At 42.4% G+C, this 21392-nt stretch carries 22 protein-coding genes, 1 pseudogene and 1 riboswitch; of the genes and pseudogenes, 6 read left to right on the top strand and 17 right to left on the bottom strand.

Translation table 11 applies throughout. The features are described from left to right. From BLV00_RS02260 to BLV00_RS02250, 3 genes are all read right to left on the bottom strand, one after another. Nucleotides 1-224, bottom strand: a 224-nt coding sequence (locus tag BLV00_RS02260) for a transposase (RefSeq protein ID WP_143030664.1), incomplete at its 3' end; no start/stop codon positions are given. 560 nt (nucleotides 225-784) lie between these two features. Further along, a complete protein-coding gene (locus tag BLV00_RS02255) occupies nucleotides 785-2002 on the bottom strand; it encodes a cation:proton antiporter (protein ID WP_093041893.1) in 1218 nt (405 codons plus the stop codon). Between the two features lie 174 nt (nucleotides 2003-2176). After that, on the bottom strand, nucleotides 2177-3019 hold the full coding sequence (locus tag BLV00_RS02250) for a pirin family protein (RefSeq protein WP_093041890.1): 843 nt from the start codon (nucleotides 3017-3019) through the stop codon (nucleotides 2177-2179). Nucleotides 3020-3250: 231 nt separating this feature from the next. Here BLV00_RS02250 and BLV00_RS02245 point away from each other — a divergent pair, with 231 nt between their 5' ends. The 3 genes from BLV00_RS02245 to BLV00_RS21815 are packed head-to-tail and all read left to right on the top strand — an operon-like array spanning nucleotide 3251 to nucleotide 4203. Next, nucleotides 3251-3571: an ArsR/SmtB family transcription factor gene (locus tag BLV00_RS02245; protein ID WP_093041887.1), complete on the top strand. Its 321-nt coding sequence runs from the start codon at nucleotides 3251-3253 to the stop codon at nucleotides 3569-3571. Nucleotides 3572-3619: 48 nt separating this feature from the next. Further along, entirely contained in the window at nucleotides 3620-4018 is a 399-nt protein-coding gene (locus BLV00_RS02240) for an ArsI/CadI family heavy metal resistance metalloenzyme (RefSeq protein ID WP_093041884.1), read from the top strand. An 11-nt stretch (nucleotides 4019-4029) separates the two neighbouring features. Beyond that, complete coding sequence (locus BLV00_RS21815; RefSeq protein ID WP_176791288.1) at nucleotides 4030-4203, top strand: hypothetical protein; 174 nt, start codon at nucleotides 4030-4032, stop codon at nucleotides 4201-4203. A gap of 177 nt (nucleotides 4204-4380) precedes the next feature. Here the strand turns inward: BLV00_RS21815 and BLV00_RS22635 are convergent, their stop codons facing one another. Next, the gene (locus tag BLV00_RS22635; protein WP_342721965.1) at nucleotides 4381-4614 is read right to left on the bottom strand and encodes a LysM peptidoglycan-binding domain-containing protein; all 234 of its coding nucleotides are present in this window, start codon (nucleotides 4612-4614) and stop codon (nucleotides 4381-4383) included. 140 nt (nucleotides 4615-4754) lie between these two features. Beyond that, nucleotides 4755-5534: a polysaccharide deacetylase family protein gene (locus tag BLV00_RS02235; RefSeq protein ID WP_342721964.1), complete on the bottom strand. Its 780-nt coding sequence runs from the start codon at nucleotides 5532-5534 to the stop codon at nucleotides 4755-4757. Between the two features lie 355 nt (nucleotides 5535-5889). Here BLV00_RS02235 and brnQ point away from each other — a divergent pair, with 355 nt between their 5' ends. Then, nucleotides 5890-7272, top strand: a complete 1383-nt coding sequence (gene brnQ, locus BLV00_RS02230) for a branched-chain amino acid transport system II carrier protein (RefSeq protein ID WP_093041981.1) — start codon at nucleotides 5890-5892, stop codon at nucleotides 7270-7272. A 109-nt stretch (nucleotides 7273-7381) separates the two neighbouring features. On the opposite strand, the gene BLV00_RS02225 is transcribed toward brnQ, so the two are convergent. From BLV00_RS02225 to BLV00_RS02210, 4 genes are all read right to left on the bottom strand, one after another. Continuing rightward, the gene (locus BLV00_RS02225) at nucleotides 7382-8191 is read right to left on the bottom strand and encodes a MerR family transcriptional regulator (protein WP_093041881.1); all 810 of its coding nucleotides are present in this window, start codon (nucleotides 8189-8191) and stop codon (nucleotides 7382-7384) included. 206 nt (nucleotides 8192-8397) lie between these two features. After that, nucleotides 8398-8595, bottom strand: a complete 198-nt coding sequence (locus BLV00_RS02220) for a cold-shock protein (RefSeq protein WP_028782438.1) — start codon at nucleotides 8593-8595, stop codon at nucleotides 8398-8400. Nucleotides 8596-9004: 409 nt separating this feature from the next. Continuing rightward, entirely contained in the window at nucleotides 9005-9103 is a 99-nt protein-coding gene (locus BLV00_RS22630) for a YnfA family protein (protein ID WP_342721963.1), read from the bottom strand. A gap of 65 nt (nucleotides 9104-9168) precedes the next feature. After that, the gene (locus BLV00_RS02210; RefSeq protein WP_093041878.1) at nucleotides 9169-9360 is read right to left on the bottom strand and encodes a hypothetical protein; all 192 of its coding nucleotides are present in this window, start codon (nucleotides 9358-9360) and stop codon (nucleotides 9169-9171) included. 306 nt (nucleotides 9361-9666) lie between these two features. On the opposite strand from BLV00_RS02210, the gene BLV00_RS02205 reads away from it, so the two are divergent. Further along, a complete protein-coding gene (locus tag BLV00_RS02205) occupies nucleotides 9667-10059 on the top strand; it encodes a DUF1259 domain-containing protein (RefSeq protein ID WP_176791287.1) in 393 nt (130 codons plus the stop codon). A 202-nt stretch (nucleotides 10060-10261) separates the two neighbouring features. On the opposite strand, the gene BLV00_RS02200 is transcribed toward BLV00_RS02205, so the two are convergent. From BLV00_RS02200 to BLV00_RS02185, 4 genes are all read right to left on the bottom strand, one after another. Next, nucleotides 10262-11179 (bottom strand): aldo/keto reductase, encoded by a 918-nt coding sequence (locus tag BLV00_RS02200; RefSeq protein ID WP_093041872.1) that lies wholly within the window; start codon nucleotides 11177-11179, stop codon nucleotides 10262-10264. A 162-nt stretch (nucleotides 11180-11341) separates the two neighbouring features. Continuing rightward, the gene (locus BLV00_RS02195; protein WP_093041869.1) at nucleotides 11342-12241 is read right to left on the bottom strand and encodes a 5'-methylthioadenosine/S-adenosylhomocysteine nucleosidase; all 900 of its coding nucleotides are present in this window, start codon (nucleotides 12239-12241) and stop codon (nucleotides 11342-11344) included. Nucleotides 12242-12399: 158 nt separating this feature from the next. Next, nucleotides 12400-12503: riboswitch (purine riboswitch) on the bottom strand. A 68-nt stretch (nucleotides 12504-12571) separates the two neighbouring features. Then, nucleotides 12572-15169, bottom strand: coding sequence for a YfhO family protein (locus BLV00_RS02190; protein ID WP_093041866.1), 2598 nt, complete (start codon nucleotides 15167-15169; stop codon nucleotides 12572-12574). A 116-nt stretch (nucleotides 15170-15285) separates the two neighbouring features. Further along, complete coding sequence (locus BLV00_RS02185; protein WP_093041863.1) at nucleotides 15286-16278, bottom strand: glycosyltransferase family 2 protein; 993 nt, start codon at nucleotides 16276-16278, stop codon at nucleotides 15286-15288. Between BLV00_RS02185 and BLV00_RS21810 the strand changes: the two genes are divergently transcribed. Continuing rightward, the gene (locus tag BLV00_RS21810; protein ID WP_093041860.1) at nucleotides 16256-16585 is read left to right on the top strand and encodes a hypothetical protein; all 330 of its coding nucleotides are present in this window, start codon (nucleotides 16256-16258) and stop codon (nucleotides 16583-16585) included. The genes BLV00_RS02185 and BLV00_RS21810 overlap by 23 nt on opposite strands. A gap of 314 nt (nucleotides 16586-16899) precedes the next feature. Here BLV00_RS21810 and BLV00_RS02175 read toward each other — a convergent pair whose 3' ends face one another. From BLV00_RS02175 to BLV00_RS02165, 4 genes and pseudogenes are all read right to left on the bottom strand, one after another. Further along, the gene (locus tag BLV00_RS02175) at nucleotides 16900-17838 is read right to left on the bottom strand and encodes a hypothetical protein (protein WP_093041857.1); all 939 of its coding nucleotides are present in this window, start codon (nucleotides 17836-17838) and stop codon (nucleotides 16900-16902) included. A gap of 190 nt (nucleotides 17839-18028) precedes the next feature. Next, a complete protein-coding gene (locus tag BLV00_RS22275; RefSeq protein WP_281242967.1) occupies nucleotides 18029-18328 on the bottom strand; it encodes a YrrS family protein in 300 nt (99 codons plus the stop codon). Nucleotides 18329-18691: 363 nt separating this feature from the next. Beyond that, nucleotides 18692-19630: pseudogene (locus BLV00_RS22270) on the bottom strand (LCP family glycopolymer transferase); the annotation flags it as partial. Then, a complete protein-coding gene (locus BLV00_RS02165) occupies nucleotides 19620-21038 on the bottom strand; it encodes a glycosyltransferase family 2 protein (protein ID WP_093041854.1) in 1419 nt (472 codons plus the stop codon). The pseudogene BLV00_RS22270 and the gene BLV00_RS02165, both read right to left, overlap by 11 nt. Between the last annotated feature and the right edge of the window lie 354 nt (nucleotides 21039-21392).

Raw genomic sequence — 21392 nt, 5'->3', positions numbered from 1 at the left:
GCGTTCTCTTTAATTAACTGAATTACCTTCAGTTTAAGGGCTGGAGAATAGTTTGTATAGGGAAACGAAAATGCCTTATTACCATGATATCGGTATAAAGCGACCCAGTAACGAAGGACGGAGTTATCCACTTTCACCTGGTTCTCCAGTTCTCGATAGCTGATGGATTCATTTAAATACCGTTTAATAATGTGTAGTTTTTCTTCGGGGGTATACTGGCTCATAAGAGCACCTCCTATTGTCAGATGAGTGTCCAACAATAGGGGTGCACTGCACTAAAGCCCTGCGGGATCTCACCATGTACTATCTTCCCATTGGAGTCTCGCAATTTCCCGGATCTCCTTGCAATTATTAGAGAAACGGAAACATTAGTAGGCAGAATCATTCACAGCTACGAAGAGGGCTTGTTTCCTGTATCATTGGGTTTTGGCATGCGGTTAATGTGGAAGATACCTTCTTACAAGGTAGGGTTCGTTCATCAAAAAAATGGATAGGGTGGCGGGGAAACGGTAAGACTCCCGTGGGAGAAGGATCTAGGCAAGACCCCGGAAGACGAAGTCTGAGGAGGCTTGCCAGTTCCCCCACAGGAAAGCGAACCGTTTCCCAGCCTCCCTTCTTACGATTCAGTGACGGACCCATATTATCTCGAAATCAAGTCTTCGACTTTTCGGCCCTTTTGTTGAATAGGCCTCTTAAGAAAGTCATCAACAATGTTAGACAGACCCTTTTAAAAGAGCCAGTTCTCCCGCTTCTGCTAGAGATCTGGCTCTTTTATATGGAAGGATTATTTATTTTCCATTAATCCCAATTTGCTGATCAATGGCTTGATGGTGAGTCCCTGCACAACCAATGAAAAGACCACGACACTGAACGTAAGGATTAACAAGGTGTCCCTGCCATCAAAGGATGAAGGTAAACTTAACGCCAGAGCGATAGACAAGCTCCCTTTCAATCCACCCCAGTTCATAATGACTTTCCATTTGGCTGGTATTTTACTGGACAAAGATGTACTCATATAGAGGGACAGCGTTCGCGCAATCAAGACAATCGCAATCGCCCAAATAATTAGCATCCACTTACCTGTAAAATCGATGTTCTGGATTTCCAGTCCAACCATCAGGAAAATCAGACTGTTGGCAATTTCCGTTATCGTATCCATGAAAGAGTCGATATTTGTTTTTGTCGATTCCGTCATTCCCACCCTGGCTCCGTAACTGCCATAAATCAACCCGCTGATTACCACAGCAATAACGCCTGAAAAGTGAAAATGTTCGGCAATGAAATAACTTCCGAAATACATCAATAACGATATCGCAATTTCTAAAGGGTAATCGTCATAAAGCCGGATAACCTGTGAGGTTACAAACCCTAAAATGGCACCGACAACGGAACCTCCGATCACAAACTTCAAAAACAATAACACGCCACTTCCAAGGCCCGCTATCCCCATCTCTATGTAGGATATTAGATAAACAGTGGAAATATTAAAAAGGACAACCGCAATCCCATCGTTGAATAACGATTCCGTCTCCATCACCGTCGACAGTTCTTCCCTCACCCCCAGCGTTTTGAAAATGGAAATCACGCTGATCGGGTCGGTCGCACTCATTAATGCCGCAAATGTGAACGCCAGAACGAGGGGAAGATCTAATAAATAATAGACAGAAGCCCCGATAAGGATAAAGGTAGTGAAGGTACCGAGAAAAGCGATGGAAAAAGACACCGCTTTGTATTCAAAAAAATGCTTGATTGGTATTTTGAGTGTGGCATCCGCCAGTAATATCGGCAAAAACAATGAGACAATGATTGCATGAAAAACATTCGACTGGGTAATGAAATTTTCAGCCGCTTCAAAAAACGGGGTTTCGGTCAGTCCTAGGAGTAACCCTACTAATACGAGCGCTATCGAGTAAGGTTGTTTGATGATTTTGGCAATCCCGATGACGAATATCGATATCGCAAGCAGCATTAATATTTCGATGAAAACTTCATGGAAATGCATGGTCTCCGGCCCCCTTAATGATGTATGTTTAGTTATCTTCAAGAATACCCTGAACTCCTTGTTGCTACACTTCATTAACTTGCGTCTCACTTGTAAGAATTATTCCATGGTAAAAACAAAAAGCCTCCCATCCGTCTGATGACTGGATGAGAGGTCTTTTCCGTATAAAGTTGATCATTCGGAAGGTCCGAATTTGCCCTCCTGGTAATCCCGGTATGCCTGGAAAATTTCCTCTTCCGTATTCATGACGAACGGCCCTCTTGCTACCACCGGCTCCCCGATCGGCTCACCCGCAACAAGGATGGCGCGAAGCTGCTCGTCCGCCTTGATTGTTATTTCGCTATCTGCTTTTTTGGAAGTTCGTCCGAGCCAGAGTACCTGATTTTTCTCACCTTCTGTCTCGTCTTTACCAAACGTTCCGCTTCCTTCCATAATATAAAGGAAGCCATTGAAGCTGCCTGGCAAGTTCTGTGTCACTATCGCTCCTGCTTCCAGTTTCATTTCCACATAAGTGAGTGGCACGTGATTTTCTGTGTCAGCCTTCACGTTTCCGGATGTCCCCGAGTAGACCCTGACCTCTGCTCCTTCTTCCTTACGAACTGGGATCGCTTCTGCCTTCAAGTCCTGGTAACGTGGTTTTGACGACTTTTTACTGCCTGGAAGATTAAGCCATAATTGCAAACTATGTACCGTCTCTCCTGGAAGTGGGTCTTCGGAATGAACAATTCCGCTGCCCGCCGTCATCAACTGAGCGTCCCCCGGCTCCAACACGCCAGACCCGCCATGGTTGTCCTCATGCTTCAGCTTTCCTTCAATAACATAGGTGATTGTCTCCATTCCCCTGTGCGGATGATCCGGGAACGTCCCTTGCTGGAACCAGTCTTCTGCCATCAATAAAAACGGATCGAACTGCTCCCAGTTGCCAGGCGGAAGTACCTGACCCACTTTTTTATGCGGTCCGCTCCCATCCTGGAAATCAACCGTCCATACACGCTCGATTTCTCTCTCATTTGCCATTGCCAGCACCTCCTATATTGTGTTCTTCCATTATATTACTTTCCCTTCACCAAAATAAAAAGATAGGATTTACAATTCCTTATTCGTAACGAATACCTGCACTCCTGCATAATTCTTTTTTACTATTTTCTGTTATTCATCAAAAAAAGTTGATTTATTAGTTGTCATTTACCAAGTCTTCGCATATACTCTTATTAAATCAAAAAAAGTTGATGTGAAGGAGGAGCTGATATGTATAAAGAAATCCCGCTCACCGATTTATCCTTAGAAAATACATTTCAACAATATGAAAAAAAGTTCAAGGCCATCGCGGATCAGAAACGCCTGCATATCCTGCACGAAATAACAGAGCGTGGCGAGGCTTGTGTCTGTGATCTATCTGAAAAATTGAACTTACCTCAATCAAAATTATCCTACCACTTGAAAATTCTGATGGACGCGAAGCTTATCAATAAGCAAACCAGAGGAACCTGGAGCTTCTACACCTTGAATCAGCCCGAATTAAACCACCTGCTATCCGACGAATTATGCTGTTTATTCCGGAGAGAGTAATTTTTTTAAATGATTAATCAAAAAAAATTGATATATGGAGGAGATCAAATGAACGTACACGTAGGTTTAAATGTGGTAGACTTAGAAAAATCAATCGAATTTTACACGAAGGTGTTTGGAGAGGAACCTGTAAAAGTTAAAAGTGATTATGCTAAATTCATGCCAGAAAAATTACAATTGAACTTTACCCTTAACGTAAAACCTGAGGTATCCGGCAATCAAGTCGGCCACTTCGGCATACAGGTCGAGAAGCAGGAAGACATCGATTCCCAAAAAGCAAGATTAGAACAGTTACGCTTCTTCACTCGTGAGGAAACAAACACTACCTGCTGCTACGCCCTGCAAGATAAGTTTTGGATCACTGACCCTGACGGCAATGAGTGGGAGTTTTTCTATACGAAGCAAGATGTTGTAGAAAATAAAGAAGAGCAGTCCTGCTGCCAATAGGAGGAAAAGATATGTTCAATTTATACTCGATCGACCAAAGAGTGGAAGAGAAAAAACGGAAGTTAGACCATATCAATCGCCATGCCTGGAAGTCAGCATCACTCCCTAAGAAGAAATTAACAATCCCTTCCTTTAGATTTTGGAAAAAACAATCTGCACCATTATGCTGTGCCCCTTGCTGCTAAGCGAATCGAGACAAAACGGAAGCTCCCCCGCGGAGACTTCCGTTTTTTCATATACTTACAAATGCCCGGATCTCCTACTATTTGGCGTTCTGCACTATCCTTTTGCGTTACGCTATCAAACGATACTCCCCTCTTCAAAAAAGCAGCCCGCCTGAAAACGGGCTGCGCTTTTTAAGTTTATCGTGGGATTGTCAATTGCTGGCCTGGATAAATGAAATTCGGATTTGAGATGTTATTGGCTGAAACGATTTTAGATACCGTTGTATTATGAATTCTGGCGATGCTGTAGAGAGTATCACCTTTTTTCACGGTATAAGTGATCGTTTTGACCGGGATGGTCAGCTGCTGGCCGACTCGGATAACATTCGCATCCGCTATGTTGTTGGCAGTAACAATATCACCGATGCTCACATTGTATCTTTTAGCAATGCCATAAAGCGTATCTCCCGCTTTGACTGTATATACTTCTCCTGAAACATTCTTGGTCGAAACTTGATGAACTGGCCGATTCGAATAAAATTCGGGTTGCTAAACTTGTTAATGATGACCAGCTAGTCCACCGTGACACCATAACGCCTGGCTATGCTATAAAGCGTATCACCAGCGCGCACAACGTGGACCGTTTCACCTTTAACCGCAGGTAGATTCAGAATTTCTGAAACGGTGACAAATCGATACCCCTTGGCTTTCAAGCTACGGATCATGTCAGGAAGGGCGTCCGGTGTTCCGGATGCACCGGCTCCTGTATGCATCAACACGATGGAACCCGGGACGATGTTGTCCACTACCCTGCGGTAAACTTCCGTTTTGGATAGACCTTTCCAATCGAGTGTATCGATGTTCCAGTGAATCGTATAGGTATAACCTGCGTTACCTGCTGCCGTCAGTACAGCAGCATTTGCAGAACCGAACGGAGCACGGAAAAGCGGTATTGTCGACTTGCCTGTGGTACTCTTGACAATGGCCTCCGTCCGGTCTAATTCACTTTTTATTTGAGCAGCGGTCAATTTTGTAAAATCAGGATGGGAATAGGAATGGTTGGCAACTTCATGGCCCCCTGCGACTATTCGTTTAATAGCAGCAGGATGGTTGTTGGTTCCTGAACCAGTCAGAAAGAAGGTAGTTGGAATCTCCTCATCGGAAAGCACCCGCAAAATCCGGTCGATGTTTGTTCCATCCGAACCGTCATCAAACGTCAAAGCAACTAGTTTACCAGAAGTATTGGCCTTGGTTACGAATGTTGAAGCAACAGCTTTCCCATGAGTAATAAAGGTCAGAAACGCGGCAAGAAACAGGACTGTACCCACAATGGATTTCAGCAGCTTGCTCATCACTTCCACCTCTTATTCTATTTTTTATCCATCCTGCCAATCAACCTAACCGGTCCGGTCCCGTCCCCCTCTCTCTTATTTTCAGAATAGTAGTTTTATTCACCTCTATTATAATCCTATTTTGTCGAATAATCTCTATTGTTGTTCGCATAGACACATAATGCTCACAAAAAAAGAGCAACTAGTATAACGGAAGAAATTATGGAAGAGATCATATAAAAGATGAAAAAGGGGTGCAAGTTAAATTAAATATTTTCGACAAACTTCGCAAAAGCTATTGTCCCTGTAAGGGATTCTTGATAGGATTATCTTTATGCAAACAGAGAACCCAATACACCAAGAAAGGATCATGCACATGAAACAGAAAACATCGTTCTCTACCTATGCCGCTATCGGGACGATGCTCTTCGGGCTTTTTTTCGGAGCAGGGAATTTAATCTTTCCTATACAACTGGGACAGCTCGCCGGGACTTCCTTTTGGCCTGCGTTAATTGGATTTCTTGTAACAGCTATCGGTCTTCCATTTATGGGGATCCTGGCAATTGGTCTGTCAGGCAGCCAGGGGTTACATGATTTAGCGAGCCGGGTCCACCCTTTATTTGGAATAACATTCGCTCTTGTTCTTTATTTAACCATCGGACCGTTCTTCGCCATTCCCAGAACAGCGACTGTCCCTTTTGTGGTCGGCTTTGAACCCTTTATTCAGCCCGGCCAAAGCAGTCTATGGCTTGCCGTGTTCAGCTTCCTGTTCTTTGCCATTGTCTATTATTTCTCACTTAACGCTGCAAAAATCATGGATGTCGTCGGAAAATATTTAACACCGTCTTTTTTACTGTTCTTATCTATTTTAATTATTACAGCCCTCGTTAGACCGATGGGCAGTTTCGGTGAACCGACAGGCGACTATGACACACTGCCATTTATGACAGGGTTTAAAGAGGGATATAACACGATGGATGCCCTCGGTGCGCTCGCGTTCGGTATTGTCGTCATCCATGCCATTAAAAACATGGGGATTACCGATACGAAGGAGATTGCACAGACGACATGGAAATCAGGCTTATTTGCGATGGGACTGATGATGCTGATTTATGGACTGATTACGTACATGGGTGCCTCCAGCGTCTCAAGTGTTGGTACGCTTGAAAATGGCGGCCTCACCTTTGCCGCTGTTTCCCAGCATTATTTCGGTGCGTTCGGTTCGATCTTACTCGCGATTATTATTGTACTCGCATGTTTAAAAACGAGCATCGGACTAATCATTGCCTGCAGCGAATTTTTCCATACTATCTATCCAAAAATCAGCTACAAATCATTCGTTCTGATTCTATCGTTGATGTCGTTTATGGTTGCCAACTTTGGGCTGACAAAGATTATTCAATACGCCATACCTGTGCTGATGTTCTTATATCCACTGGCCATCGTCCTGATACTATTAGGTCTCAGCTCAAGCTTGTTTAAACATAAGCGCAGTGTTTATGCTGGCGCTATGATCTTGACGTTTTTCGTTAGCACCATTGATGGCTATAATGCTTTGGTGGGAATGTTCCCAAACGCTGCTAATTCGGTAATTGAATCGGTCAGCAATTTCTACTTTTCCTACCTGCCCCTGTACGATATCGGGCTTGGCTGGATACTCCCGGCTATCGTCGGTGCCGTCATTGGTTACTTGTGGAAAGACGGAAATAAAACGGGATCGGCAATTCTGCAGAGGAATGCCGAAAACCTTTCCCATTAAGGAACAGAAAAAGACCAAAACCCTGAGGATTTGGTCTTTTTCTATTTAACTTATTTGGCGACGGGCTTTGCCAACGTTGAACCAATCAGCCTAAGTCTGATTACGTTATTTATTTTCTCGACACTGGAATTTGAAGTTCTGTCAGCCACTCTTCCTCATTCTCTTTGTTCCAGATACCATCAATATAACTTTCCCGCGGATGATCGGTGACTGCGTAACCATTGTTTTCTATCCACTTGATTGCATACGCATAAGCTTCTCCCAGCTTATCGTAAGCTCCTAGGTGCAGAACAGATACAGCTGTGGTTCGTGTAATTTTTTTAAATTTAATCGCTTCTGTTTCATTGCCTGCCTGATCCACTGCTTCACAAAATTCAACTTTAAAATTTTTCTCTTTGTACTCGCCATCCAGGTAAACAATAAACGAATACGCCGGCTCTGCAAGTTCAAGGGATGGGTTTGCCTCCAACACTTCTCTCCCAATCGCTGGGATCATTTCAAAATAAGCATCATAGTCAGGTACCACCATCTTTTTATAATAGACCATACATTCCGGCAGTTCTTTGATAACCGCTTTATAATTCATAGCAATACTCCCCTTCTGTTCATCTATATAGTGATTGATGCGAGAGAGTTTATCGGCCGCTTCATAAAACTCCTTTTCTATTTCTGCTCTTCTCTTTTCAAGGACTCCCATGACTTGTTCCCCCTTCATCAGCTGTGAAATTTCCTCGATAGAAAAGCCAATTTGTCTGAGGGCTATAATCTCATGGAGAGCGCCTAACTGATCAGAAGTATAGTATCGGTATCCTGTTCTTTTATCAATATAAGCCGGGCGTAAGATTCCCACTTCATCATAATACCTTAATGTTTTAACTGTTGTTTTGGACATTTGAGAAAATAAACCGATTCGATACATGCTTCTGACCTCCTGTTCTCTCGCTACAAAAAAGGATAATCCCTCCCTTAACAGGAGAGTCAACCAATAGTACACGAGATGTTTACTTGCATTACCTAAATGGTCTTATATCCAGCTTCAAAGCTAATGTTTTTTTATAACTATTCTTATTATGTACAAAAAAAAGAGACTTCCGGGTTGGAAGCCTCTTTTAAAGCTATTAACGCTTATTTTTGAACGTTAGCTGCTTGTGGTCCACGGTTGCCTTCGACGATTTCGAAAGAAACTGTTTCGTTTTCTTCTAGAGTTTTGAAACCTTCACCTTGAATAGCAGAGAAATGAACGAATACATCGTCTTGACCTTCTACTTCAATAAATCCGAAACCTTTTTCTGCGTTGAACCATTTAACATTACCTTGTAACATAATTGTTACCTCCTGCGTGGATCTTGATCCACAATGTATTACTATTATTGCTCTAGAAATTCAAGGGAAAGTCGTAAAACTTTTTCTTGCATTCTTTAAACGAACAAGAATAATTAATCCCTACTATACGCTGATTTTTATTCCCCGTCAAGCATTAGTTCAAATTATTTTAAGGAGCAGCCTACTCCTTCTTAGAAGACCATTGTCAGTCGCCTGCAGTACAAGTTACGGCTGAACTTCCGATTGATCGATTCCATTCAATAAGAAGTTCCTCTATCTATTCGCTATCCACCGTATCTGCATAGCTTCAGCCTTTATAGGCACCTGATATTTCTCAAAAATGGTGCGGGTGTCTGCCCATACGTTAACAACAGCTTCAGGGGACATACTCCTATTTTATACCTCTTTTTCATTTACGTGACGCAAATAACCTAACGGGAACACCAACCAGACATATACCAGCTACAAGCCAGTCATAGAAGTCAGGCGTTTTTTTATCGATCCCCAACCCCCACCAAACGGAGAGACAATGGTAACTTAGCCATAAGCTACATATACGTTTTCAAAACTTATTTAACCTTGATACTTACCTGTATTGCTTTTTTTCAGTTCATAAATAGAAGCAATAAAACCAATGAATACACCTGCCACAAGGATTACTGGAATAAATGCCAGCGCATTTTCAGAAAACATCCGGTAAATGCCCCATAAACAAATGATCAAGTTACTGATCAAACCAATTTTTATTCTCAAGCTTTTACTCAACCAATCCAGCCCCCTGACCTCTCTTTACTTTAGCTTGTTTAATACCGATTTTGTATAATTCCAACATAATCAATCCATGTAAGTTTAAAGGAGTTCAACCCGCTCCCTTTCCCCCTTTACGTTCCGAAACTTTTACTCAGTTTAAAACTTCTTTATCAATATTTTACCACAATATTCCATAACATTAAGTGCTGCATCTCTGAAAATAGAATAGTTTTATTCGTAGAAAAGGCGGCAATAGAACTTTATAAACCCGTATAAATGAAATCGGTACTATGGATAAATACCGGAAAGGAGTGGTCCACCATGGCTAATATCGAAGAAATCGCGAAAAAGTTCGGTGAGATACTAGATGTGGAAGTAGAAATTGAAGATGAAATGGTTGAAGCGGAAAAAGAGCGTGACCTTGATGTTACGGTGCAAGGCCGCCCATTTAAAAGTGAGCTGAGCATGGAAATTCACTTTGAGTCACTCGAAGACGATGGCACAGCGCTTAATCATGCAGAAATCGTGCTGCTACCAGAGGAAATACCAGAATACACGAAAGCCTTAGGTAAAAATGACCTGACAATTACGGCGCTCCATAACCATTGGTTGTTCGCGGAGCCTAGCATCAAATATCTCCATGTACAATCGGTGGAAAAGCCGGAAGAGTTCGCTCAGAAACTTGCAAATGCAAATGAAGTCTTGAAAGTTTAATAACATTTATAGTGCCTGGCCCTGATAGCGTCCAGGCATTTTCATGCATGGATTATTTCGAGCTAAAAATACGCTAATTGAGCTGCTATCTGACTTGCCGCAGAAATCAACAGGCGTTACAGCCCGATCTTTTGGCGTTCAGCCTGTGAAAAGCAAAAAAAGAAGTGCCTGATCCCGAATCGGGCAGGTACTTCTTCTTATGTTATGGCAGGTCATTACCTGCTGCGCGATAGAGCTCGTACCACTCTTGGCGCGTCAGTTCGATATCAGAAGCTTTGGCGATATCGCGTAAACGCTCGGGATTCATCGTGCCCACGACCGGCTGAATGTTTGCCGGATGGCGTAAAATCCAGGCAATCGCTATCGCAGAGTCTGTGACGCCTTTTTCTTCGGCAAGCTCCTGCAGTTTTGCATTGACTTCCGGGAAGGCGTAGTTTCCGATAAACGGTCCTTCGATCATACCGTGCTGGAACGGGGACCATGCCTGGATGGTGATGTCGTTGAGTCGGCAATACTCAATCACACTGCCATCCCGGGCAATCGCCGGGTCATGCTTCATGTTGACGTTGAAGCCGGCATCCAGCATCGGCGTATGTACCAGGCTCATTTGCATTTGGTTTACAATCAAGTCATCATCCAGATACTTGTTCAACAGCTCCATTTGCATAGGATTCTGGTTGCTCACGCCAAAATAACGGACTTTCCCACTTTCTTTCAATGTAGAAAAAGCCTCTGCCACTTCTTCAGGTTCCATTAATGCATCCGGACGGTGAAGCAGCATGCTATCGACATAGTCGGTTTTCAACCTGCGAAGACTGGCGTCCACTGATTCCAGGATATGTTCTTTTGAAAAATCAAAGAATCCATCACGAATCCCGCATTTCGTCTGCAGCTTCATTTTTTCACGAATGTCATCGTTCATCTGGATGGCATTTGCAAAAACTTCCTCAGACTTCCCTTTCCCGTATATATCCGCATGATCGAATAAATCAACCCCTGCATCCAACGCGTTTTCAATGACATAGGCAGCGTCTTTATTACTGAGTTCACTCATGCGCATGCAGCCTAGTGAAATTTCGCCAACTTCTAATTCGCTGGTACCTAATTTAATTTTCTTCAAAACTCATCACCTCTCCTTATCTGATGAGTCTATCCTAACACGTTGGATGACGGATAGTAATTATTTCTATTCAAAGGTTGCCAGCACAGTAAATGCTATGCCAAAACGAGGTGCCTGATCCAGGTATGCTTAGCACACAAGGGATCAGGCACCTATTCGAAACTACTCACTTTTCAGCTTAGAAATATACTTCTTCACTACTTCATAGACATATTCCTGATTAGCTGCTGCGGTATCTGGATTGTACTCCCCTCCATTGGTTTTATTATTGGATAAAATCCGGATACCAAGGTAAGGCACATCATACGCTTTGGCAATTTGTGCTCCTGCTGCTCCTTCCATCTCTTCTACAGAAGTCCCATAATTTTCGTGGAACCAGTTGATTCGGTCCACTTCATTATTCCATACATCTGCAGAACCGATTGTCCCCTCAACAACTTTTCCCTTCTCGTGCTCTTTCTTCACGGCTTTGGCGGCGGCGAGCAAACCTTTGTCTCCTTTAAAATAACGGATGTTTTCCGCGTCTGGATCTTCTCCGGCACTTCCTTCAGAAGCCATCAAGTCCATTGGAATCCACTCTTTGGGATGAATTCCTTCTCCCTCTTGATAATGTGGAGTTTTCAAAGAACCGATGTTTACCGTTCTTTCCCCTAACACGATATCAAACACATGCAAGTCAGGATCATGTCCGCCAGATGTTCCCTGGTTGATGATTGCAATAGGATTGTATCTTTCAATGGCAACTGCGGTAGCTGCTGCAGTATTTTCCATCCCTTTCCCTGTCTTGGCCACGATCACTGGATAATTATCGACTGTTCCTAAATAAAATTCAAACGTCCCTGCTTTTTCTTCTTTTACATTTTTGAGCCTGTCAGCAAACTTTTCCGCTTCAATCGGCATCGGACCTTCAATGAGAATAGGTCTTTGCTTCTTTTCTGGTGCAGCTTCAGTCTGGGGTGAAGAATTGCAGCCTCCAAGAACCGATAAAAAAAATACAGTAATAAGTGCTAGTAGAGCGAAGAATCTTGCTTGCCCTGTTGGTTTTTGAAATGTTGCCTTCATGCGAGCTCCTCCTTGGTTTAGTATATACCCGCTGGTCGAAGCATAAGAAAAAGGCCTGGGAAGCAGTGTGATTTCCACCTTCCAGACCTACGAAGCCAAAGTATGTACCATCCAGCAAGAAAAAGGCAGAAATTGCCCTGCCTAAAAAAAACCGAACAAATGACAATACTTCAACTCGTAGTCCAGTTCTTTCAATGGGAACCTGGTAGAAACACTCCGACCATATTACCGAGCATATACGAGTGATATATGAAAATGTTACTGTGCTAATATAACAGATCACTTAAACACAATCAAGCTAAAACATGAACATTTAACGACTTTATCCATTCAACGTTCGTGTTTGGTGATTTTTTTGATAGTGCGGCGTTTAGACAACATAATTGCCAATAACATACATACAACGGTCACCAGCAGAGACACCTGGAAGAAAGGCGGATAGTACACCAGTTGAATGTCATTGACCCCCTCCTGAATAGGAAAGCCTACAAAAGCATAGTTTACTTTTTCCACGCCCTGCGCTTCACCATTGACCCGCACCTCCCATCCTCGCTCATAAGGAATCGGCAGCATCATAAAGCGGTCACCCTGCTTGTTGTCATAGCGAATCGTCAGTTTGTTACCGGACCAATCAAAGTGTGTTTCTTCCTGAGCTTCTTTCTTTGCTCGCTCTAATATCTGATAATCTTCTTCGTATAAGGCTAAGTCCGTTAACACATAATTTCCCTTAGGCAAGCGGATTTTTAACTTGTTCGCTTTCGGCACCCGGATGACAAGGTCGTCCACATACGTTTTGTAGACTGATTGATTGTGTTTGCGCGTCGTACGGTAATCGTTTACTTTGACGGCAAAACCTTTCCGCTTGGCTAAACTTTCGAGATGAAAGCGGAGGTAAAAATCCCCGTTCTGCCTTACAGGCTCATTCCTTGTAAGGTCAATTCCCCCCTCTTTTTCTGTGACCGTCAACTTCCCGTCCTCATAGACAGCTCCAACCTCTGTCAGCCTCGTCTTCTTTATGATATCAGGCACTTCCTTAATCTCAGCCCCTGTTGTTTCCGCACGAGCTGTAATGACCCCTTCCAGCATGGCATGCTCTTTTTCCAATACATTGGCATCTTCCAAATCGCGCTCCGTAAAGATAGTATCAGTTGTTCGTATGAATGGCAGCAGGTTAGTATTTTTATAGACGATGTAATTTTTTGACCTTGCTGTTTCCTGGAAACCATACGGCACATTTCCCGTATCGTCTTTCTTTTTCACAACATATTTCCCCTGCAGGATACTGTACAAGTTGGCACGGTTGCTTAGCGTAGAATAGCGGCTGACACTTTCCCGACCCATGTCAACCTTTAAATCGTACAAGTAAAAATAGAGCAGGTTTTCATTCAGGATGCTGGAATAGATACTAAACCCATTGAAATCCTGGACAATCGGCGTATTATTCAGGTAACCCACTTTCCAGTCGATCCGATAATAGGGGGCAGCATCCTGGTCCTGAACTTCCTGCAGCAATTCACGTTGTTCTTTTCCGTTGTATTTGTCGCTATGTAAATATTGCTCCGAAACCTTGTAAACTCCGGCCATTTCCGAAATGACATATTGAACCGCATTGGAAAAAACAAGTAAATTGATTAGAGAAGCTGCACCCAAAAAATAATACCAGGATTTTTTGGAAGACCACACGAAACCAGCTGTCGGAATCAACGTCAGGATTACTAAAAAAAACACACCAATGCCAGGCAGGGATAAGAACTCCATTTCCTCATCCCTAAAGAAAAAGATGAGGTAGACTGCAATTACCATGGCACTAGCCATCAGAAATTTTTTCTTACTTAACTCATGAATATAAGACATTCCAGCACACACCGCAGCCCCAAGTGTAAAAGACAAGACGTATTCCCAGCGGTATTGCGGCGCAGAAAAGCCATTAAACGCACTGGCTACCACGGGACTGAAGTGCAGTAAAATAAAAAAGATACTCAACATGCTGAACAGACGGAACATAGCTTTCCGATAGAAGAAAAAGGTGAAAGCGAACAATAAAAATAGTGCCGGCACTATGACGTACCTGCTAGTGAACAAAATATTGTCCGAAAAATCAACAGCTTCGACGGGAAAAGGATAATCCGGCCGATGGTTATGGAAAAAGCTGTAGACCGCCGGAATAAAGGAAACCGCACTGATTCCGGCCCCAACTAAGCCGCCGATGACAAATAATTTCACCTTCTGTCCCACACCGATCTCATTCGCTTCCAGACGGATCCATAAACGTGCAAGCATATAGATACCGATGAATATCAGGTTGATATAAGCGAAATAAAAGTTATCGAACATCGTTACAGCGACAGCAAAAATAAACCATCCCGGGCGTGCTTCCCGGATGATTCTTTCCACACCGTATACTAATAGGGGCACCCACAGCATCGCATCAGCAAAGAACTCCCAATACGTCGCGTGCCGAAAATAGATGACTGATAAGCCATAGACAGCAGCTCCAAGAAAGGCTGGCAGCCAGCGACTGCTGATATATCGGAACACCAAGGTGGTTACAAAAAGAATAACCGTCAACCGGGTGACACTGATGAACACAGCAGCTTTCGCCCAATAAACGACATCCACCGTCCCAATCAAACCCAGTGAATCTAATAAAAACGTAACTGCAGCACTCAACAGGAAAACAATCGAAGTAGAAAAGTAAAACGCCAGCTGACTGTAGGTGCCGCCACCTAACCCAAAACGATACGTGTAAAAGAAGTTACCGTTGGTATACTGTTCGTAAAGCAGTTTTTTAAAGGTCACCATCTGCTGCAGCCCATCATTCTGACCGACCATAAACCGCCCTTCGGTCCACGCATGCAAAAAAAATGCGTGGGCAAGCACAGCAAGGATCAGGCAGGCGACCAACAAAAGTAAGAGCTTCCTATTCATATGAAATCCCCGTTTACTTTTTTAAATTTTTACCAAATCAGCATGGTAAGAAAAGTAGTGAAAATAGGTGCAACTGATTATCCAGCCGTGCCTATTAGAACAGGCACACGAAAAAATTAATGATCCCCACTCCGATAAATCTTATACACTCCTGTCTGGTCCGCTTCACTGCTTTTTCCATTTTTAATATTGGACTCTTCTACGAGGTAATGCGGGCGCTGCTTCGTCTCGTAATAAATCCGTCCGATATATTCACCGATGACACCAAGGCTTAACAACTGGATGCCGCCAAGCAGCAGCACTGCCGAAATCGTCGTAAAATATCCACGTTCCACGATGCCATTATTCATAATCATGATTAAATGAACCATGATATAAACCACTGACAGCAGCAAAATAAAAATACCGGTATAAAAACAAATCCGGAGCGGCCGGTTATTGAAAGAAACCGCACCGTCGATCCCATAGTTCAGCAATTTAGAAAACTTCCATTTCGAATGGCCGTTCTCCCGGCAGACATTGTCATAATGGATGATCTTCTGGCTCAAGCCGATCCAGGAAAACAAACCCTTTGAAAAGCGGCTGCCCTCATTGAGCCTAAGCAAACCGTCTACCGCTTTCCGGCTCAACAGGCGGAAATCACCGACACCATCCTGCAAGTCAACATCAACGAACTTATTGATCAGGCTATAATAAAGAGAAGATAAACAGGACCTCAGCCAGCCGTCCCCTTTCCGGTTCCGACGGCCGATCACCTGGTGATAACCCTCTTCATACCCTTCGATAAACGGTTTGATCAAGGAACAAGGATGCTGAAGATCCGCATCCATGATAATCACCGCTTCTCCATCTGCATGCTGAAGGCCGGCGAGGAGCGCCACTTCTTTTCCAAAATTGCGCGTAAATGATAGATACTTCACATTACCGAGTGACCCCGCCAGTTTTTTGATCCGCACCAGCGTATCATCTGTACTGCCGTCATTCACAAAAAGAATTTCATAATTGTAAAGAAGCCCCTCAAACTCTTTGTCCACCGCTTTATAAATAAGATCGATATTATCGGATTCATTATAAGAAGGAATGATAATGGATATAAGTCCAGCTGTCATGATCGCACCTACTTTTAAGTCTATCTGGATACTGCTACAAATAGCATCAGCAGAAATCACATTTATTATACAGATACGCTTATCATCCCACTTGAAAAGCCATCCCGGCAGGAGTGGCTTTTACGAAAGGCATTATCCTTCACTCGGTGTCAGTCTGGATTTTACGTTAAGTCAGAACATGGTGACGTTAGGGAGGAAGGTTGGCACGTTAGGGAACTTAACCGAGTTAGGACAGCGTTTGTGCATTTTTCATGAAATTTTAAAGCAGAAGTTTGAAAAACATGGAGCACAGGTTAAAATCACATGACATACTTGTTACTTCTATGGATAAAAGAAATGTTGTCTGTTAGGGTGAACATAAATAAAGGCAGATTCACTTCAGTTTGACCTCCCCTTTTTCCTGATTTGAATCCTGAATTTATTGAAAGCAAACAATGCATACAAAAAGCCACCCCATCAAGAGGGTGGCTTTTCTATGCTCATTTATTAAGAAGTATTGACTATAACCAGAAAATATCGACAGCGCAATCCTCCTGCAAGAATTATCCATACAAAAAACTGCATGCACATCAGTAAAAGCATAAAAGTAGCCTTTCGCTTACGGAAGCGAAAGGCCGTTACTTATACAGGCTGTTCTGTTATACGCTTATCCACCCCAGCGTTTTCGATACTATGTCTGAGCTTTTCTAAATCCTCTTCCGTATAAATAGGATCACATTCCTCCAGGTGCTTCACCAGGAATTTGGTAAGCGTTTCGAGCTCATCGAACACATAAGGCGTGCTATCATTTGAGTGATTGATGAACTGGTTCCCATGATGGTCCACAAAAAGGATTGGGGTGATGGTGCCAGGGACGGTATGCTTTTCAGCGATTGGATGGAGATAATCGACTCCGTCCATTACTCTTTTGGCCGGATTTTCAACCGCAATTACCTTCAGACCAGTCTGATTTACTTGCTTATTGTCAAAAACAATGGTCTTTTCTGTTTCTTTTTGTTCCGGAGGAAACAGATCATTAAGTAAGAATGAAAAATCTTTCGCCTTCTCCTTTGTAATGCCGTAAAGGACGTTTCCATAAAACTCCTTGGTATCAATCAAATAGATTCCTGTTTTAAGCAAAACGATATGGCCGACCTTAACAGCGGATATGTCCCCCTCTGATTTAGAAGGTAAGAATACTTTAGGAAGAATTATCATTTCTGAAGGCTTTAGTTTGCCATCGGTCACCAGCTTTTCTTTTAAGTTGCTAAGTATGTGATAAGTCTTTACCTCACTAGTCGTTCTAGAGATTTTTTCCATATCATGAACGTAGGCTTTAAAGTCGTCAACTTTCTTTTCATAGTCTTTCTTTACTTTCTCCCTTTGTTCCTTTTCCCTGTGTTTATACTCATTTTCGACTTTATCAAGCGTGGACACGGCTTCCACTTCAAGTTCTCTCAACATTTTTTCGTTGGCTTTTTTATTTCTGTATAGAAAAAACATCAGACCAAAGACAACTAATACTAACCCAATAATGATGACACCCAAAACATAGTAATTCAAAAAATCATTGACATCCATAAGACTTTCCCCCCATAGACTTTTTTATAGCATTCGAAGAAAACTTAACGGGTGAGGTAGCTTATTTGAAATTGGTTAATATTACTTAGATTTTATATATATTGGGTAGAATGATAATAAAAAGAGAGGCATATCGCCTCTCTTCCATTGTATCTTTTATGTCAGCTATAGAACCAGTAAGCTATTCAAATCACCGGTTCTTCTGATCATTTTCATACAGCACTTCCACCTTGACAGGTTTGTAACCTGCACCATCCACCCATGAAACGTAGACACGATAATTCTCTGTTTGTGCTTTATTCGTGACAGTAGCGATGGCACGATCGGTGCCTTGACCTTCTGCCCACCAGAGTATCATATCGCTATTGGCTAAACCGGTGCCTTTTGCAACAGCAGTCGTCATTTCTTCCCAATCCAGCGTTCCTTTTTCAAAGGTTATAATCGTATGATTTTCTTGCTGGGTAGGTACCACTGACCAATTTTTCGTGATTACTTCAGAAACATTCGGCTTGCCGCTGTCCTGTCTGGGTTCGTCCTTTGTATCTTCCTGATCCGTTTGTGATTCAGGTTCATCTTCCTGATCCTGTTGTGTATCCGGTTCATCTTCCTGAACGGTTGTCCCGTCCTCGTTATTTTCATCCGTCTCTTTCGTGCTTGTATCCTCTTCTGGCTCAGTAGCCTTATCTTCTTCCGGCTGAGGCGGATCGTTCTCTTTATCCTTCTTATTTGGATTTTCCTGCTCATCAGACTTTTTTTCTGAAGACTCTTCTTTGTCTTTTCCACTATCTTCCTTATTTTGCTCCGGATTATCATCAGCCTGCTCATTACTTTCATCAGGTTCAGATTCGATTAGGTCCAGATGTACTTTCAGATCGTTAGAGAGTTCCTTAAGTTTATCCTCATCAGGCATAAAATAGTAAGTGCCCTTAATTGTTTCCTCTGAGCCTTCTATTTTATGCTGCTTGATATTATTTCTGGCATCTCTATAATTCAATTGGATTTGCCCCATATCCTTCAGGGACATGTTTGTTTTTACATTATTCTGGATTACCGTAGCAATTTCACCAAATTTTAAAATGGATGAAGTGCGCGATCCTTTTTCGATGACCTTTTCAATTACCTGACGCTGGCGCTCCTGCCGTCCAAAGTCCCCTCGTGGGTCCTGCTTCCTCATCCGGGCATAGATTAAAGCTTCTTTGCCGGTCAAATGATTCCAACCTTTTGGAAAATACATCTTCTCATCAGTGAATTCAGAATCATAGGTATCGAATTCCAAAACATTATTCAGCTTAATCCCGCCCAGGGCATCTACAATACCTTCAAACCCTTTAAAATTCACCTTGACAAAGTAATCTACCGGGACATCCAGCAGTTTTTCAACCGACGAAACAGTCATCGCTGTTCCGCCTGCCTCGTAAGTACTGTTGATTTTGTCTTCTGCTCCACTTATTTTCATATAGGTATCACGCGGGATACTGACCATATGGGTTGATTTGTCAGCTGGATTAATGGTGACAAGGACCATGGCATCAGCACGGCCGCCACCTTCACCAGCCCGGGTATCCAGCCCCATGATTAGAATCGATATCGGATCTCCTTCTCCAAGGTCGATATTCTCCATACGGTTTGCAACCTTTGGATTCCTATCGATATCTTCCTTGATACTTGCGGATGTTGATGTTACAAAGTTGAAAAGATAACTGACTACTCCAAGTACTAAAACTGTCAAGGCTGTCAATGTAAACAACAATATTTTCTTACTTTTCATACTTTCACCTACTTTAAGATACATTTTCCCTGGACTTAGCTAATCTTCCTGTTGCCGTTTGCTGGCTATAACTTCTGCCAGTCCGGGAGACTTTGTTCCATTTTTTGTTGAAGAAATAGGAAATACTGCCATACATGACATAATAAACGGCTACAAATCGATAGATGAAAATATCAAACAGGATTGTTACAAACAAACGAAGACTATCCATTTTGCTGAATGAAAACCCATAATGTTTATTCATCCGAAGTGCCACAAGGTCATACACGATTCCAAATAAAATCAGGAAGAACAAATAGAAAAACATATAATCGATGAACGAATTCCCCGGGTTGTTGATTATATTGTAAGTCATGATACCTGTCATGACGTAAGCCGCCAGCGTCCCAATAAGAAATGTTTCAAATACATAAAAAAAGGATACAGGCTTCGTAAGTAACGTTTTTAAGAAAAACGCCCAAAAGTGAATGATGCAGTCGATATAGGCTTTCTGCCAACGCAGCCGCTGCTTGGTCAAGTCCCTCCATGTTTCAGGTAGCTCCGTGTAGCCTACTGCATCAGCTATGAAACTGATTTTCATGTCTTTATGCTTGGCTATATACCGCTGGATACGTAAAGTGATATCAATATCTTCTCCGATCGAATTACGATAGCCTCCTACATCAATCAGCACTTGCTTATTGAAAATCCCGAATGCACCTGATATGACTGCCAAAGCTTTGAACCGTACCAGTGATAATTTGGATATATAGAATGCTTTCAGGAAATCAAGTACTTGCACACGTATCAGCATATTCGTATTTTTTAAAGATAAGCGGCTCAATGGATGATCTGTTTTTGTCTGCAGTACATGTACCATACCTCCTGCCGCAACTACATTTCTATCCTCAAAAGCCTCGTTGACAGAATTTAATGCCGTTCTGGTTAAAATAGTGTCGGCATCCAATGTGACAACTAAATCCTTCGTTGCATATTCAATACCGGCGTTCAGAGAGTCCGCTTTCCCGCCATTCTCCTTATCGATCACATAGATATTAGGATAATGGGAAGATTGGTATACTTTTTTGACTTCTTCATAAGTAAGCTCTCCCTGTGATGCGATGCTGCTGGGGGTCAAATCCAATAATTCATCCAACTGATCCATCGTATTGTCTGATGAACCGTCATTGATATAAAAAACTTCAAACCGGGAATACGACAAAGACTTCATGCTCTCAACTGACGTTTCTATAATGTCCTCTTCGTTAAAACACGGAACTAATATACTTATACCTTTTTCCATATCATAGCCATGTTCACTCTTCCATCGTTTCAGCTCACGATTTGCGTCGGTTCTTTCACCAGACTCACGAAAAAACGGCAGGCAATGATAGATATGCAAAACCGGGAATGTAACACTGATTAAGAAAAAAATGGTGATTAATATATCCAACTATGCCACTCCTTCATTAGACAACATACGAAAAAACAATACATTTGAAAGTAAAAACGTCCCCCATGCAAGGAGGACGTTCACCCATCATCTATAAAGGTTATCACAACCGGTACCTGAAACAATACAGGCTTATTATCTAAATAAATCTCCACTTTTTATGAGAAAACATATACACCAAGTGACATTATCTTCCGTTATCCACCAAATAATGTGTAAAATATGTAACTACGTTACTAACTAATAGTTTACATATCAAGTTAAATCACATGGGGAGGTATGGTTAAAAATAGGTGTTATTGTAAAATTCGTATTACATTTTAATTACTTTATTGGTTTAAAGCGTCTATATCT

Source organism: Thalassobacillus cyri, assembly GCF_900107755.1.
GTDB classification, from domain to species: domain Bacteria; phylum Bacillota; class Bacilli; order Bacillales; family Halobacillaceae; genus Thalassobacillus; species Thalassobacillus cyri.
The sequence above is the reverse complement of the archived record's forward strand: the minus strand, read 5'-3'. Positions and strand labels throughout refer to the sequence as shown.

Bases quoted from the DNA above. Each gene is read 5' to 3' on its own strand.
- BLV00_RS02255 (WP_093041893.1), bottom strand. From the start codon at position 2,002: ATGCATTTCCATGAAGTTTTCATCGAAATATTAATGCTGCTTGCGATA.
- BLV00_RS02250 (WP_093041890.1), bottom strand. From the start codon at position 3,019: ATGGCAAATGAGAGAGAAATCGAGCGTGTATGGACGGTTGATTTCCAG.
- BLV00_RS02245 (WP_093041887.1), top strand. From the start codon at position 3,251: ATGTATAAAGAAATCCCGCTCACCGATTTATCCTTAGAAAATACATTT.
- BLV00_RS02240 (WP_093041884.1), top strand. From the start codon at position 3,620: ATGAACGTACACGTAGGTTTAAATGTGGTAGACTTAGAAAAATCAATC.
- BLV00_RS21815 (WP_176791288.1), top strand. From the start codon at position 4,030: ATGTTCAATTTATACTCGATCGACCAAAGAGTGGAAGAGAAAAAACGG.
- BLV00_RS02235 (WP_342721964.1), bottom strand. From the start codon at position 5,534: ATGAGCAAGCTGCTGAAATCCATTGTGGGTACAGTCCTGTTTCTTGCC.
- brnQ (WP_093041981.1), top strand. From the start codon at position 5,890: ATGAAACAGAAAACATCGTTCTCTACCTATGCCGCTATCGGGACGATG.
- BLV00_RS02225 (WP_093041881.1), bottom strand. From the start codon at position 8,191: ATGTATCGAATCGGTTTATTTTCTCAAATGTCCAAAACAACAGTTAAA.
- BLV00_RS02220 (WP_028782438.1), bottom strand. From the start codon at position 8,595: ATGTTACAAGGTAATGTTAAATGGTTCAACGCAGAAAAAGGTTTCGGA.
- BLV00_RS02205 (WP_176791287.1), top strand. From the start codon at position 9,667: ATGGCTAATATCGAAGAAATCGCGAAAAAGTTCGGTGAGATACTAGAT.
- BLV00_RS02195 (WP_093041869.1), bottom strand. From the start codon at position 12,241: ATGAAGGCAACATTTCAAAAACCAACAGGGCAAGCAAGATTCTTCGCT.
- BLV00_RS02190 (WP_093041866.1), bottom strand. From the start codon at position 15,169: ATGAATAGGAAGCTCTTACTTTTGTTGGTCGCCTGCCTGATCCTTGCT.
- BLV00_RS21810 (WP_093041860.1), top strand. From the start codon at position 16,256: ATGGATATAAGTCCAGCTGTCATGATCGCACCTACTTTTAAGTCTATC.
- BLV00_RS02185 (WP_093041863.1), bottom strand. From the start codon at position 16,278: ATGACAGCTGGACTTATATCCATTATCATTCCTTCTTATAATGAATCC.
- BLV00_RS02175 (WP_093041857.1), bottom strand. From the start codon at position 17,838: ATGGATGTCAATGATTTTTTGAATTACTATGTTTTGGGTGTCATCATT.